The organism is Bradyrhizobium sp. T-12, assembly GCF_058314695.1.
The window spans coordinates 3790252-3806023 of record NZ_CM177756.1; the positions used below are offsets into that span (position 1 = coordinate 3790252).

The 15772-nt window shown below is 65.2% G+C and carries 7 protein-coding genes; 1 reads left to right on the forward strand and 6 read right to left on the reverse strand.

Annotation, left to right across the window (positions count from 1 at the left end):
• Positions 1-36: 36 nt before the first annotated feature.
• Genes AC0WRY_RS17820 through AC0WRY_RS17835 form a run of 4 tightly spaced genes read right to left on the reverse strand, consistent with a single transcriptional unit; the run spans position 37 to position 9235 of the window.
• Positions 37-3141: an efflux RND transporter permease subunit gene (locus tag AC0WRY_RS17820; RefSeq protein WP_491120187.1), complete on the reverse strand. Its 3105-nt coding sequence runs from the start codon at positions 3139-3141 to the stop codon at positions 37-39.
• The gene (locus AC0WRY_RS17825) at positions 3141-6290 is read right to left on the reverse strand and encodes an efflux RND transporter permease subunit (protein WP_194402134.1); all 3150 of its coding nucleotides are present in this window, start codon (positions 6288-6290) and stop codon (positions 3141-3143) included. The genes AC0WRY_RS17820 and AC0WRY_RS17825 overlap by 1 nt, the downstream gene beginning before the upstream one ends.
• A gap of 37 nt (positions 6291-6327) precedes the next feature.
• On the reverse strand, positions 6328-7761 hold the full coding sequence (locus AC0WRY_RS17830) for an efflux RND transporter periplasmic adaptor subunit (protein ID WP_194402135.1): 1434 nt from the start codon (positions 7759-7761) through the stop codon (positions 6328-6330).
• On the reverse strand, positions 7751-9235 hold the full coding sequence (locus AC0WRY_RS17835; RefSeq protein ID WP_194402136.1) for an efflux transporter outer membrane subunit: 1485 nt from the start codon (positions 9233-9235) through the stop codon (positions 7751-7753). The genes AC0WRY_RS17830 and AC0WRY_RS17835 overlap by 11 nt, the downstream gene beginning before the upstream one ends.
• Positions 9236-9956: 721 nt before the next feature.
• Between AC0WRY_RS17835 and AC0WRY_RS17840 the strand changes: the two genes are divergently transcribed.
• On the forward strand, positions 9957-10991 hold the full coding sequence (locus AC0WRY_RS17840) for a cysteine synthase A (RefSeq protein ID WP_194402137.1): 1035 nt from the start codon (positions 9957-9959) through the stop codon (positions 10989-10991).
• 60 nt (positions 10992-11051) lie between these two features.
• Here AC0WRY_RS17840 and AC0WRY_RS17845 read toward each other — a convergent pair whose 3' ends face one another.
• A complete protein-coding gene (locus tag AC0WRY_RS17845; RefSeq protein ID WP_194408307.1) occupies positions 11052-13289 on the reverse strand; it encodes an O-linked N-acetylglucosamine transferase, SPINDLY family protein in 2238 nt (745 codons plus the stop codon).
• A 135-nt stretch (positions 13290-13424) separates the two neighbouring features.
• Complete coding sequence (locus AC0WRY_RS17850) at positions 13425-15668, reverse strand: O-linked N-acetylglucosamine transferase, SPINDLY family protein (RefSeq protein ID WP_194402138.1); 2244 nt, start codon at positions 15666-15668, stop codon at positions 13425-13427.
• Between the last annotated feature and the right edge of the window lie 104 nt (positions 15669-15772).

Sequence of the window (15772 nt, forward strand, 5' to 3'; positions counted from 1 at the left end):
GGCGCCGCTATACGCTTGAAGCGCGGCATCAACAACCTATTCCGCGGGCGCAGGCAGCGGGCGCGGCGCGGACCGGCGCCGCAGGCGGTCGATCAAGAGGTAGATCACGGGCGTCGTGTAGAGCGTCAGGATCTGCGAAACGAACAGGCCGCCGATGATGGTGATGCCGAGCGGCCGGCGCAACTCCGTGCCGGGACCGGTCGCCACCACGAGCGGAATGCCGGCAAACAGCGCCGCCATGGTCGTCATCAGGATCGGGCGGAAGCGCGCTTGGCAGGCCTCGAAGATCGCCTCCGCCGACGACAGGCCGCGCTGGCGTTCGGCGTCGAGCGCGAAGTCCACCATCATGATGCCGTTCTTCTTGACGATACCGATCAACAGGATGATGCCGACGAAGGCGATCACCGTCAGCGGCGTGTTGGTGAGTTGCAGGGCGAGCAGTGCGCCGAGCCCGGCCGAAGGCAGCGTCGAGATGATCGTGAGCGGATGGGCAAGGCTCTCATAGAGCACCCCGAGCACGATATACATCGCCACCAGCGCGCCGAGGATGAGCAGCGGCTGGCGGCCACTGGTCTTGGCGAAGTCGCCGGCATTGCCGTCGAAGCTGCCGCGAATGCCTTCGGGCATGTGCAGTTCCTCGACCGCCCGCTGGATGTTCTGGGTCGCCGCCTGAAGCTGGACGTTCGGCAGGAGGTTGAACGACACCGTGGTCGAGGGGAACGACTGCGAATGATAGACCGCGAGCGCGGCAAGGCCGCGCGTCGCGTGCACCACGGCCGACAGCGGCACCTGCGCATCGCCCGCGCCCGCGACATAGATCCGCTCGAGGTTGGAAGGATCGACCTGGAATTTCGGATCGATCTCCAGCACGGTCATGTACTGGTTGCGCTGGGTGTAGATGATCGAGATCTGCCGCTGCGAGAAGGCGTTGTTCAGCGCGTTGTCGATGTCCTGAACCCTGACGCCGAGCGCAGAGGCCTTCTGGCGATCGATGCTCAGGGTCAATTGAAGCCCGCCGGGATCGCGGTCGCTGGAGATGTCGGTGATACCCTCGACGCTCTCCATGCGCTTGGCGACGATGGGCGCCCATTTCTGCAGCAGACTGAGGTCGGTGCTGGTCAGCGTGTACTGGTAGTCGGAATCGCTCTGCCGCCCGCCGGCACGAACGTCCTGGGCGGCGAACATGAAGAGACGGATGCCGGCCACGGGATACAGCGCGCCTCTCAGACGGTCGATCACGACCTCCGTCGAGACGTGGTCGCGCTCCGCCGGCGGTTTCAGGCTGATATACATGATGCCGCGGTTCGAGGTCGCTCCCCCCGGCCCGCCTCCGGCGCCGACGGTCGAGCCGATGCCGGCCACGGCCGGATCCTTCATCACGATTTCGGCGAGCCGCTGCTGCAGACCGAGCATCGACTGGAACGAGATATCGGCCGAGGCGCGCGTTGCCCCGATCACGAAACCGGAATCGTCGGTCGGGAAATAGCCCTTGGGCACCTTGATGTAGAGCGTCACGGTGAGGCCGATGGTGGCGAAGAACACCAGCAGCGTCGCCAGCGGGTAGTCCAGCACGGTGCGCAAGGTTTTGGCATAGAAGGCGACGATGCGCGACAGCGAGCCCTCGATGATGCGATCGAACAGCGTCGCCGTGCCGGACGTGGGCTGCCGGATGTAATGCGCGCAGATCATCGGCGTGACCGTGAGCGAGACCAGCGTCGAGACCAGAATGGCGAAGGTCAGCGTCAGCGAGAATTCGCGCAAGAGGCGACCTACGATGCCGTCCATGAAGATCAGCGGCGTGAACGCCGCGACCAGCGACAGGCTGATCGAGACCACCGTGAAGCCGATCTGCCTGGCGCCCTCCTGCGCCGCCCGGAACGGCCGCATGCCGTGCTCGAGATTGCGATACATGTTCTCGATCATGACGATGGCGTCGTCGACCACGAAGCCGACGGAGATCGCAAGCGCCATCAGCGACAGATTGTCGATCGAGAACCCCGCGATCCACATGCCGGCACAGGTGCCGGCCAGCGCCAGCGGCACCGAGATGCCGGCCGCGATCGTCGGCGTCATGCGCCGCAGGAACACGAACACCACGACCATCACGAGGACCGCGGTCGCCAGCAACGTCCATTGCATGTCGAGCACGCTGGCGCGGATTGTGCCGGTGCGGTCGACCAGGGTGGATATCTCGACCCCGGCCGGAATCCATTGCCTGAGCTCGGGGATCAGCGCCTTCACCCGGTCGACGGTGTCGATGACGTTGGCATCGCCCTGCTTGGTGATCTGGATCAGCACCGCCGGCTGTTTGTTGAACCAGGCGATCGAGCGCGCGTTGCGGACGGAATCCTCGATGTCGGCGACGTCGGACAGCCGCACGAAATTGCCATTGGCACTCTTGATGACGATGTCGCGGAACTCTTTCGCCGTGCGCATCTGCTTGTTGAGCGCCAGCGTCTCGCTCTGGCGTTCGCCGTTGAAGATGCCGACAGGACCGAGCGGATTGGCGTTGATGATCGCGGTGCGGACGTCGTCGGTGGCGATGCCTGCGTTCGAGAGCGCCACCGGATTGAGCTGGACCCGGACCGCCGGTTGATCGGCGCCGCTGATGGCCACGTTGCCGACGCCCGGAACCTGCGAGATGCGCTGCGCCAGGACCGTGTCGGCGACGTCGTAAATTGCGCTGGCGGACAGCGTGTTCGAGGTCAGTGCCAGCACGAAGACGGGCGCGCCGGCCGTGTTGGCCTTGCGAAAACGCGGCAGCGTTGGCAGGTCGCTCGGCAGGTCGACCATGGCGGCGTTGATCGCCGCCTGCACGTCGCGCGCGGCCTTGTCGATGCTGCGGCCGATGTCGAACTGGAGCTGGATGCTGGTGTTACCGAGCGTCGAGGTCGAGGTGATCTGGTTGATGCCCGCGATCTCACCCAGCCGCCGCTCCAATGGCGAGGCTACCGTTGCCGCCATCACGGCCGGGTCGGCGCCCGGCCGGCTTGCCGAGACGAAGATTGCTGGGAAGTCGACGTTCGGGACCGAGGCGACGGGAAGGAACTCGTAGGCGACCACACCCAGCAGGAACAACCCGATCGACAGCAGCGTGGTCGCGACCGGGCGGCGGATGAAGGGCTCCGAGATCGATGCCATCACTGCATCCCCTCGGTCGCGCCCGCCACGGGCGGCCCGCCGGATTCGGCCGGCGGCAGCGCCTGCTCGAGGCGGCGGTTGATGCGGTCGAGCGCGAGGTAGATCACGGGCGTCGTGTAGAGTGTCAGGAGCTGGCTGAGCAGCAGGCCGCCGATGATGGAGATGCCGAGCGGGAAACGCAGCTCGGCACCGGTGCCACTCTCGATCGCCAGCGGCAGCGCGCCGAACAGTGCCGCCAGCGTCGTCATCATGATCGGGCGGAATCGCAACAGGCAGGCCTGCACGATCGCCTCGTTCGGCGACATGCCCTGCCCGCGCTCGGCCTCGAGCGCGAAGTCGATCATCATGATGGCGTTCTTCTTGACGATGCCCATCAGGAGGATGATGCCGATCAGGCCGATCACCGAGAGGTCCTGCCCGCACAGCACCAGCGCCAGGATCGCGCCGACGCCGGCCGAGGGCAGCGTCGACAGGATCGTGATCGGATGGATGTAGCTCTCATAAAGCACCCCGAGCACGATGTAGATCGTGATTACGGCGGCGAGCAGCAACCATGGCTGGCCGGCCAGCGCCTTGGCGAATTCGGCGGCATCGCCCGCGTAGACGCCGACGATGCTATTGGGCATGCCGATCCGGGTCTCGATCGTCTTCACGGCGTCGACGGCATCGCCGAGCGCGGCTCCCGGCGCGAGGTTGAAGCTGAGCGACACCGAGGGGAACTGGGCCTGGTGCGAGATCGCCAGCGGCGCGGTGGTGCGCTTCAGCGTCGCCACGGCCGACAGCGGCACCTGGGCGTTCGGTGCGCCGGCGGTCGCGCTCGCGGCGCCCGGCAGGTAGAGCTTCGACAGGATCGAGGGATCGCGCTGGTACATCGGCAGCGCCTCCAGTACCACGCGGTACTGGTTGGCCTGGCCGTAAATGGTCGATATCTGCCGCTGCGCGAAGGCGTCGTTGAGCGTATCCGTGATTCCTTGCAGGCTCACGCCGAGCTGGCCGGCGCGGGTGCGATCGACGTCGAGCTGCGCCCGCAATCCGCCCTCTTGCGCCTCCGAGGAGACGTCGCGGAACAAGGGATCGCGCCGCATCTCCGTCACCAGCTTGCGCGCCCATTCCGACACCAGCGTCGCATCGGTGCCGGTCAGCGTGTACTGGTATTGCGAGCGGCTCGACTGGGTCGAGATCTGCACGTCCTGCACCGGCTGGAAATACACGGTCATGCCCGGGATGCCCGCGACCCTCTCCTTCAACCGGGTTATCACGACCGCGACGTCATCACGCCGCTCGCCGCGCGGCCTCAATCCCATGACGAGCCGGCCGACATTGGTGGTCGGATTGACTGAGCCCGCCCCGATCACCGAGACCACGCCGACCACATCGGGATCCGCCTTGATGGCGTCGGCCGCCTCGGCCTGCCGCTTCTGCATCTCCGCGAACGAGACGTCGGGCCCGGCTTCCGTCACCGCCGTGATCGAGGCGGTGTCCTGCAACGGCAGGAAGCCCTTTGGCGCGACGACGTAGAGGACCAGGGTGGCGATCAGCGTGGCGAAGGTCACGACCAGCGTGGCGCGCTGGCGCTCCAGCACCCAGAGCAGCGTCCGGTGATAGGCCTCGACGGTGCGGTCGATGAAGCGGCTGATCGCGGCCAATCCCGGCACCGACACCTCCTCGTGGGCGTGCTTGAGCAGGCGCGAGCACATCATCGGCGTCAGCGTCAGCGAGACTACCGCCGAGGTCACGACCGCGATCGTCAGGGTCAGCGCGAACTCCCGGAACATGCGTCCGACCAGGCCCGACATGAACAGCAGAGGGATGAACACCGCGATCAGCGACACCGTCAGCGAGATCACGGTGAAGCCGATCTCGCTGGCACCCTTGAGCGAGGCCTCCATCGCGCTGTCGCCGTTCTCCATGTGGCGGACGATGTTCTCGATCATGACGATGGCATCGTCGACGACAAATCCGGTGCCGATCGTCAGCGCCATCAGCGACAGATTGTCGAGGCTGAAGCCGGCGAAATACATGATGCCGAAGCTCGTGATCAGCGACAGCGGCAGCGCCACGCCTGCGATCACGGTTGCGCGCAGCGAGCGCAGGAACAGCAGCACCACCAGGGTCACCAGCACGACGGCGAGGACGAGCGTGAACTGCACGTCGCGCACCGAGGCGCGGATGGTGACGGTGCGGTCGGAAACGATGGTGAGGTTCACCCCGGCCGGGATCGCACGCTGCACCTTGGGGATCTCGGCGCGGATCTGGCCGACGACGTCGATCACGTTGGCGCCGGGCTGGCGCTGGATGTCGATGATGACGGCCGGCGTGCCCTGGTACCAGCCGCCGGTGCGGTCGTTCTCGAGGCCATCGACGATCTGCGCGACGTCGGCGATGGTGACCGGCGAGCCGTTGCGATAGGCGATGATGACGGGCCTGTAGGCGTCGGCCGCGGCGATCTGGTCGTTGGCCGCGATGATGTAGGATTGCTGGGCGCCGTCGAGCGAGCCTTTCGGCCCCGAGACGTTGGCGTTGGCAATCGCGGTGCGCAGATCCTCCATGGCGATGCCGTAAGCGGCGAGCCGCGCCAGATCAGCCTGGATGCGCACGGCCGGTTTCAGCCCGCCGAGCACCGAGACGCGTCCGACGCCGGAGATCTGGCTCAAACGTTGCGCCAGAATGGTGTCGGCAATGTCGCTCATCGCCCGCAGCGAGATGGTGTCCGAGCGCAGCGCCAGCGTCATGACAGGCGCGTCCGCGGGGTTCACCTTGGCGTAGGTCGGCGGATAAGGCAGCGTCTTCGGCAGCACGCCCGCCGCGGCGTTGATCGCCGCCTGCACGTCCTGGGTCGCGCCATCGATGTCGCGGTTGAGATCGAACTGCAGCGAAATCTGGCTGACGCCGAACGAGCTCGTCGAGTTCATCGCCGACAGCGACGGGATCTGCCCGAGCTGTCGCTCCAGGGGCGCTGTGATCAGCGAGGCGATCACGTCGGGGCTCGCGCCGGGAAGCTGCGTCGTCACCTGCACGGTCGGGAAGTCGACCTGCGGCAGCGCAGAGACCGGCAGCGCGAAATAGCCCAGCAACCCGCCGATCAGAAGCGCGATGCCGAGCAGCGAGGTCGCGATCGGCCGGCGGATGAAGGGTTCGGAGACACCCATGGGTTCTGCCTGCCGCCTCAGGCGGCCGTTGTCGGGATCATGGCTGCTTGGCTCCTGATCCTGATGCCCCAGGACTTGATGTAGGCCCCGGAGCCGGCCCGGTCTGTCCCTTCTGGTCGCCCTCGCTGCTGTTGCGCTTGGCGCGGAACTCGCCGGTCTTGCCCTGCCCGTCCTTCTGGCCTTCCTTCGAGCCTTCCTTCTGACCTTCCTTGGCCCCATCCTTCTTTTGCGCGTCCGGCCCGCGCGCTCGCTTGCGCGGGGCGAGATCGGCCGACGGGGTCTGGTCGTCACGGCCGATGATCACCTTGGAACCATCGGACAGATTGGCAAAGCCCGTGGTGACGACCCGGTCGGTCGCTGACAGTCCGCTGGCGATCACGGCGTCATGCTCGTTCTGCTGGGTCACCGCGACGGGCTTGGCCGAAACGACGTTGTCCTCGCCGATGACATAGCTGAATGTCCCAATCGGGCCGCGCTGCACGGCCGACGTCGGGATCACCAGCGCCTGCATCAGCGTCTCGACCTTGAGGCGGACATTGACGAACTGGCCCGGCCAAAGCTGGTAATTGGCGTTCGGAAACTCCGCCTTGAGTTTGAGCGTGCCGGTGGTCTGGTCGACCTGATTGTCGATACCGGTGAGCTTGCCGGTGTCGATCACGGTGGTGCCGTCATTACCGAACACGTCGACCGCGAGCGTGCCTTTCGCCGCGGCCGCGTTGACGCGCATGATCTGCTGCTGCGGCAGGCTGAACCACACCGCGATCGGCTGCAATTGCGTGATCACCACGAGACCCGTGGTGTCGGACGCATGGATGATGTTGCCCTGGTCGACCTGACGCAAGCCGGCACGACCCGAGATCGGCGCCACGATCTTGGTGTAGCTGAGTGTTGCCGCCGCATTGTCGATCGCGGCCTGGTCGGCCTTCACCAGGGCCTCGGTCTGCGCGACCAGCGCGCGCTGGGTGTCTGCCTGCTGCTTGGAGCCGGCATTGGAAGCAGCGAGCTGCTCGTAGCGCGTCAGGTCGATGCGCTGGTTGGCAAGCTGGGCCTGGTCCTGCGCCTTCTTGGCGACGGCCTGGTCGTACTGCGCCTGGTAGATCGCCGGATCAATCTCGCCGACCACGTCGCCCTTCTTGACGTCCTGGCCCTCGGTGAAGTTCACCGCAATCAGCTTGCCGTCGACCTGCGAGCGCACGGTCACGGTGTTGAGCGCGCGGATCGCGCCGACGCCGTCGAGATAGACCGGCACGTCCTGGATGCGGGGCGTCGCCGCCAGCACCGGGACCGGCAGATCGGGCCGCTGGTTGCGGCCGTTCGCCTGCTGCGGCTGCTGATGCCAGATAGTCCAGCCGAGATAACCGAGCCCACTGAGGATCGCGAGCGTGATCAGGGTCATGACGAAGCCGCGGCCGCGCGACCGTCTCGCCGTCCCCTCCTCTGCGCCTTGCTTGCTATCCGGCTTAAAGAGCATTGACCGGTTTCTCCATTCGCGGCTCCCAGCCGCCGCCGAGCGCCTGATACAGGCTGACGATGGCGAGCAAGCGGGCCAGTTGCGCCTGTGACAGCGCGTCTTCCGCCTGGAACAGGGTCAGTTGGGTGTTGAGCACGGTCACGATGTCGGCGGTGCCGGCGCGCAATTGCTGCTCAGAGAGATCGAAGGCGCGGCGCGAGGCGACGACGACGTCGCGCTGCAATTGCAGCTTGATCGTGGTCTGCTTGATCGAGAACAGCGCATTGTCGACGTCGGCAAAGGCCTGCACGATGGTCTTGCGGTAGGTCTGCAGCAGCTCGTCCTGCCGTGCCTTGGCAAGCTCGAAATTGCCGAGGATCTTGCCGCCGTCGAAGATGGGCTGCGTGGCGCTGCCGACGAGCTGGAAGAAAGCCGCATGCGGTTGGAACAGCGAGACCAGCGCCGAGCTCTGATAGCCGCCATTGCCGGTGAGCTGGATGGTCGGAAAGAACTGGGCGCGGGCGTTGCCGATATTGGCGGTCGCGGACGCAAGCTGCGCCTCCTGCCGACGGATGTCCGGCCGCTGCGTCAGCAGCTCCGACGGCAGGCCGGGCGTCACGCGCGGGATCGCGACCCGGTCGAGCGAGCCGCCGAGCACGCGCACGCTCTCCGGCGGTCGCGAGACCAGCACGGCGAGCGCGTTGACGTTCTGGTCCAGCGTCTGGCGCAGCGGCGGCACCAGGGCCTTCTGGTTGGCAAGCACGCTCTCCTGCTGGGCGACATCGAGATCCGTGCCGGTGCCGGCCTTGCGCCGCTCCCTGACCGCGTCGAGAATGCGCTGCGCGCTTGCGATGTTGCGCTGTGAGGTCCTGATGCGGTCCTGCGAGGCCAGCACCTGGAAATAGGCGTTGGCGACGGCCGCCAGCGTCGTCAGCGCGACGGTGTCGCGATCGAAGCGGTTGGCATTCGCCGTCTCCTGGGCCGTCTGCAGCGCATCACGGTTCTGGCCCCAGAAGTCGAGCTGATAGCTGGCGCTCAGCGAGGCCGAATAGTTGACGACCTCGCGGCCGCCGATGGACAGGCCCGAGGAGCTTGCGCCCGAGGTGCGCGAATAGGTTTCCGATCCGCCCGTCGACACGCTGGGCAGCAGCGCCGCGCCCGCCTGCCGCGCCTGGGCGTCGGCCTGGACGATGCGCGCAACCGCCGCGGCGATGTCGAGGTTGACGGTCTGCGCCTCGTCCATCAGCTGCGTCAGCTCGGCGGAGCGGAAGCCGCGCCACCAATCCAACGACGGCGGCGCATCGCCCTTGCTCGCGTATTTGTAGTGCGTGGGAACATCGAGGGCGGGATCAGGCAGATCCTGGGTCAGAACGCAGGCGCCAGATGTGGCGGCAAGGCACAGCACCGCAAGCCAGCGTGCGGCGCGCCGCGTCCGGGATGGAGACCCTTTGGACCGCCGCATGGCGATCGCCGGAACATCCTGTGTCACATCCACCCCCCGCCGGGCAGATCGAGCCGCCGCGCAACCGGATTAACCGATTCGCGGCGGGACGGTCGGGGGGCTTTGGACAACTCGTTCACAGGGGTGATGCTTTCTGCGGAACCTGAGGTCCATACTAGCCGGGCGCGGAACGGCGGGACAGTGCCGCGGTTGCGAAAGGCACGGGCCAACGAACACGGATCCAACATACGAAAATGCAAAATGTCGTTGTCTCGCAGCCATTTCTGCCACGGCGAAACATCTGGAAATGCGAGCAAGCTTACTAAGATTTCATGTGATATTGCTGCCACACCGGCTGCTGAGCCCTTTGAGGCGAGGTCCCCTCGCACCTTGAGCTCGATCGTGCCTGGTCGCCACCTCACAACATCGTCAGTGGGCGCCGACGAGAACCCCTCCTCGTGTCGAGATTTCCTCGACCTTCCACCCTGTCGACGCGTTTGGAACGCGAGCCGCTCGCCCGTGGCAAAAACTGTTCGCAAGACCGATCATCGCGAGCGTATCGTTTCGTGCTCCTTCGGGACCTCAGTCATTTCCTCCTAGCGATATCCCACCGCGCGCCCCGGCGCACCGGCAACGATCTCGCCTCAACAGAATATCGTTGTTGGGACAGGAGCTTCAGCTGGTTTCGCCGCAGCGCAAAAGCCTTCCCCTTTGGTCCCCCAAGCACTAGGTTCTGACCAACCAGATCAACCCCCTTAGTAGCGATTTCCCTGACATGAGCATTCGAAACGACGTTGTCGAAGCCATCGGCAACACCCCGCTGATCAAGCTGAAGCGCGCCTCGGAGCTGACCGGCTGCACCATTCTCGGCAAGGCCGAGTTCATGAATCCCGGCCAGTCGGTCAAGGACCGCGCCGGCAAATGGATGATCCTGGAGGCCGAGAAGCGCGGCGAGCTCAAGCCCGGCGGTCTCGTGGTGGAATCGACCGCCGGCAACACCGGCATCGGACTCGCAGTCGTCGCGAGTGCGCGCGGCTACCGCACGCTGATCGTGATTCCGGAAACGCAGAGCCAGGAGAAAAAGGACTTTCTCAAGCTGTGCGGCGCCGAGCTGATCGAGGTCCCGGCCCTTCCCTACGCCAATCCCAACAACTACCAGCATGTCGGCCGCCGTCTCGCCGATGAGCTGCGCAAGATCGAGTCCAACGGCGTGCTGTTCGCAGACCAGTGGAACAACCTCGACAACGCCAAGGCGCATTACGAGTCCACGGGACCCGAGATCTGGGAGCAGACCGGCGGCAAGGTCGACGGCTTCGTCTGCTCGGTCGGCAGCGGCGGTACGCTCGCGGGCACCAGCCGCTATCTGAAAGAGAAGAACAAGAATGTGCGGATCGCCTGCGCCGATCCTCACGGCGCCGGCATGTACGAATACTTCAGGACCGGCGATGCCAAGGCGACCCCGGGCGGCTCGATCACCGAGGGCATCGGCCTCAACCGCGCGACCGCCATCGTCGAGAGCGCGAAGGTCGATGACGCCTATCTCATTCCCGACGCGGAAGCCGTCACGGCAATCTACGGACTGCTGCAGCATGAAGGCCTCTGCCTCGGCGGCTCGACCGGAGTCAACATCGTCGGCGCGATGCGCCTCGCCAAGCAGCTCGGGCCCGGCAAGACGATCGTCACGGTGCTGTGCGATTCCGGCAGCCGCTATCAGTCGAAATTGTTCAACGCGGATTTCATGCGCGCCAAGAACCTGCCCGTGCCGGAGTGGCTGGAGAAGCGCAGCAACATCAAGCCGCCCTTCGTGTGATCGTCACGCGCCCTCGGGTCGGGGCGCGCGCGTTCGCAAACCGGGCGCGGTTCGGCCGGTTTACGCGACCTCGCCGCGTTCCGCAGCCGCGGCACAATAGTCGCGCCAGAACTGGCGGTAGCCCTCCTCGACCTTGCGCGTGTAGATCTCGACATTGCCGGCAGGCGAGGCTGCGATCCGGGCCGGCAACTCCGCGCGCAACTTCGCCAGATGCTCGGGCTGCGAGGCAAATCTGCGGGCGATCTCGACATAGCCCTCGTCATCCTCGGCAACCCAATCACCAAGGCCAACGGCGGTCACGATCGAGGCGCCGGCACGCGAGGAGGCACCGATGCCGAGCTTGGCGATGACGGGAACGCCCGCATAGAGGGATTCCCAGGTGCTCACGCCGCCGTTCTGCGGAAATGGATCCAGCGAAATATCGACTAGCGCGAAGGCCCGCAGATGCTCGGCGCGATCCGACGAGCCGAGGCAGATGATCTGCTCCTCGGCAACCCCGTGCGCCACAAATCGTGCGAGGAGGCCGTCGCGCACCAACGGATCGTCGAGCAGGGTATGCTTGATGATGATTTTCGATCCGGTCACCTCGCGCATCACCTTCGACCAGACGCGGATGGCGTCGTCGGAGATCTTGTTGACGCGGTTGAACACGCCGAACGTGACATAGCCGTTGCGGAGCATGGGAAGCTGCGAAGGCGCCACATCCAGGATCGGATCGGTCGTGATCAGGCATGGCAGGTCAAAGACCTTTTCGACCAGCAGAGGCCGCGCCGGTTGCGGAATGAAGACGGGGTCCGCTAGCACGTAGTCCATGGTCCGAAGGCCCGTTCCCGTCGCGTGTCCGAAGCCCGTGACCTGGATGGGAGCCGGCTTGCGGGCGAAGACCTGGAGCCTGTTGCCCGACGAATGCCCGGACACGTCGATCAGGATATCGACCTTGTCGGCCTGAATACGATCGGCCAGTTCGTCGTCGAACATCTGCCAGGCATCGACCCAGACGTCCGCCGTCGCCCTGAACTCGGCTGTCACAGCGTCGCGTGTCGGCGAACACGAATAACAGACGATCTCGAAGTTGGCATGATCATGATGGCGCAGCACTGGCAGCAGGCCGAACGCCGCCGAGTGGTACCAGAATTCGGACGAAACATAGCCGATCACGATCCGCCTGTCGGGGTCGATCTGCCGGGGTGCGAGCTTCCTTTGCGGCACCCGGGCGCCGATCGCTTCGCCCCAGGACTTTCGCGTTGCCTGCTGGATCGTGAAATCGGCCTCAGGGAGAAAGTCCAGAAAGTAGATCTTCCGCGCCATCAAGTCCGGGTCCGGCGCGATCGCCAACGCCGCGTCGAGATGCTCGATTGCGGAGGCGATCTCTCCCTGATTGGCAAAACAGGAGCTCAGCAGCGCCATTGCGATCGTGGAACGTGGATTTTGCTCGAGCAAGGTCGTGCAGGCCAGGATCGCCTGCGCGGTGTTTCCGATGCTGAGCGAGGCCTCCGCCTTTCCGCGCAAGGCCACTTCAAACCGCGGCGAAAGTGCAAGTGCCGCATCGAAATCCGCAGCGGCCTGTTCCGGCCGCGACAGTGCCGCGTTGAGGCGCCCGCGTTGCGCCAGAATCTTCGCCGAATCCGGCTTGATCGCGAGCGCGGCTGCGAGCGCGGCTTCCGCCTCGTCGTAACGCCTCAGCTCGATACTGACCATGCCTTTACCGATGAGCGCCTCGACGTGGCGCGGCTGAAACAACAGCGCGCGATCAAAGCTCTCCCGCGCGCGGTCAAACCGAAACAGCGCCAGCTCAGCGACACCACGATTGCAGAACGCGTCGGCATAGTCGGGCTTCAGCTTGATCGCGCGCTCGTACATCTCGATCGCCTGCTCGGGCAGGCTCATCTGGAGCAAGGTGTTGCCGAGGCCGGCCAGGGCCGGCGTAAAGTTCGGCTTCAGCGCGATCGCCTTCTCCTGACAGGCTCGGGCCGCCTCCAGTTTCTGAAGGGCGAAGTAGACGGAGGCGAGATTGCTTTGCGCCTCGTGTGAACGAGGATCAATCGCGATCGCGCGTTCGAGCAGCTGTTGCGCCTCTTCGAGGCGCCCGCCCTGTTGAGCGCACACGCCGAGCAAATGCGTGGCGTCGAAATGATCCGGAATGGCTTGCAGGATCTGGCGGCAGAGTGCATCGGTTTCCGCGTACCTGCCCTGGCCATAGGCGCTCGCCGCGGCGGAGATGATGGCGTCGACCTGCTTCTTCAACTTCTTCTGCAACCGCGCATTCTGGAATGCGCGCGCGCCGGCGCTGCTCAAGATATCTCTCCGAAAGATGGTTCGTAGCGAGTCTAACTGATTCGTGTCCCGGGCCGGCCGGTCGGTACGACCGGAGGTCCGTCACGATATCCGGGGCACGGCAACCGGTTCCGGAACCGCGTGGCGCGTCCGGCCGGTCTATGCAGCGTCGCCGCTTTCGGAGGCCGCGGCGCAATAGTCGCGCCAGAACTTGCGGTAGCCCGCTTCGAGCTCGCGCGTGTAGATCTCGACATTGCCGGCGGGCGAGGCTGCGATCTGGGCCGGCAGGCCCGCACGCAATTTCGCCAGATGTTCGGGCTGCGAGGCAAACCTGCGGGCGATCTCGACATAGCCGTCGTCATCCTCGGCGACCCAGTCACCGAGGCCCACGGCCGCCACGATTGAGGCGCCGGCACGCGAGGACGCGCCGATGCCGAGCTTGGCGACCACGGGAACGCCCTTGTAGAGGGATTCCCAGGTGCTGATGCCGCCATTCTGCGGGAAGGTGTCGAGGGAAATGTCGATCTTGTCGAAAGCCATCAGGTGGTCGTCGCGTGAGGTGGTGCCGAGGCACGTGATGCTCTCCTCGGCAATGCCCTGCGCGATGAAGCGTGCGACCAGGCTGTCGCGCAGCAGCGGATCATCGAGCAGACCATGCTTGAGGATGATCTTCGATCCCGGCACCTCCCGCATGATGCGCGACCAGACACGGATCGCATCATCCGAGATCTTGTAGATGCGGTTGAACACGCCGAAGGTGACGTAGCCGTTGCGCAGCATGGGCAGCTCGGAGGGCTGCAGGTTGGTGACCGGCTCCATCGTGATCAGGCACGGCAGATCGTGGATCTTCTCGGGAAACAAGTGCCGGGCCGATGGCGGAATGAAGATGGGATCCGCGAGCACATAGTCCATCGTCGGCATGCCCGTGCCCGTCGCGTGACCGAAGCCCGTGGCCTGGATCGGAGCCGGCTTCCGTGCGAAGCATTGCAGCCTGTTACCGGTCGTGTGTCCCGAAACATCGATCAGGATGTCGACATTGTCGGCCTGAATACGATCGGCGAGCTCGTCGTCCGAAAGTCCCCAGACATCGACCCAGACGTCAGCCAATGATTTGAACTTGGCGGTGTACTCGTCCGCTCCCGGCCATGAGTAATAGCAGATGATCTTGAACCTGGCGTGATCATGATGGCGCAGCACTGGCAGCAGGGTGAGTCCCGCCGAGTGTTGCCGGAATTCGGCCGCGACATAGCCGACGGTAATCTGCTTGTCTGGATCGAGCGGCCGCTTCGGCAACTGCCGTCGCGCCACCTTGGATCCGATCTGATCCCACCAGGATTTTCGCACCGCCTGCTGGACCACGAAATCGGCCTCGGCGCGGTAGTCCTCCAGGAAGATCTTGCCTCTGATCGCATCTCCATAGTCCGGTCGGAGCGCCAGCGCGCGATCGAGATATTCGATCGCGGCGTCCATGTCGCCCTGGTTCGAATAAGCGAAGCCCATCAGCGCCATTCCCATTTCGGAGCGCGGATTTCGCTCGATCAGGGTCGTCGCGGCCGCCATCGCCTGCGCGGTCTTTCCCATCACGAGGCAGGTCTGGGCCTTGCCCCGGAGCGCCAGCTCGAGCTTGGGCGAGATCGCGAGCGCCGCCTCGAAATCCGCAAGCGCGGGCTCCAGGCGCTGCAGCTCGTAACTGAGCCGCCCGCGTTGGGCCAGGATCCGAGGCGCGCCCGGCTTGATCGCAAGCGCCGTGGCAAACTTGGCGGCGGCCTCATCGTAGTGCCGGAGTTCCATGCTGACCATGCCGCTGCCGACGATGGCCTCAGCGTGACGCGGCTGAAACAGCAAGGCGCGATCGAAACTCTCCTTGGCGCGCATGACCTGCCCGAGCACGATCTCGACCATGCCACGGTTGCAGAGCGCATCGGCATAATCCGGCTTCAGCTTGATGGCGCGCTCGTGCGTCTCGAGCGCCTGCTCGTACTGCCCCATATGCATCAGCGTGTTGCCGAGATTGGTCAGCGCGACCACGAAATTCGGCTTCAGCGCGATCGCCTTCTCCTGGCAGCGCCGCGCCTCCTCGTAATTGCCGAGATCGAAGTGCACGGTCGCGAGGTTGTTGTGGGCATCGTGCAGGCGCGGATCGAGCGCAATCACGCGCTCCAGCAGCTCCTTCGCCTCCTCGAGGCGCCGGCCGTCATGGGCGCACATGCCGAGCAGGTGGATGGCATCGACGTGATCCGGAAGGGCTTTCAGAATCTCACGGCACAGCGCCTCGGTCTCGGCATATCGCCCCTGGCCATAGGCGTTCGCCGCAGCGGCGATGATGGCGTCGGCCTGCTTCATCAATTTCTTCTGCAATCGCGCATTCTGGAACGCGCGATTGCCGCCGCCGCTGTTCTGCAAGGTGTCTCTCCGGAGGATGCCCTGGGCCGAGTCTAGCTGATTCGCGCCCCTGGCCGTTCGGTCCAGCGGACCAACATCGCCCCCGGGATTTCCCGGGGCTCAGC

Excerpts from the sequence above, each read along its gene's own strand:
- AC0WRY_RS17830 (WP_194402135.1), bottom strand. The coding sequence starts at position 7,761 with ATGCTCTTTAAGCCGGATAGCAAGCAAGGCGCAGAGGAGGGGACGGCG.
- AC0WRY_RS17840 (WP_194402137.1), top strand. The coding sequence starts at position 9,957 with ATGAGCATTCGAAACGACGTTGTCGAAGCCATCGGCAACACCCCGCTG.
- AC0WRY_RS17825 (WP_194402134.1), bottom strand. The coding sequence starts at position 6,290 with ATGGGTGTCTCCGAACCCTTCATCCGCCGGCCGATCGCGACCTCGCTG.
- AC0WRY_RS17820 (WP_491120187.1), bottom strand. The coding sequence starts at position 3,141 with ATGGCATCGATCTCGGAGCCCTTCATCCGCCGCCCGGTCGCGACCACG.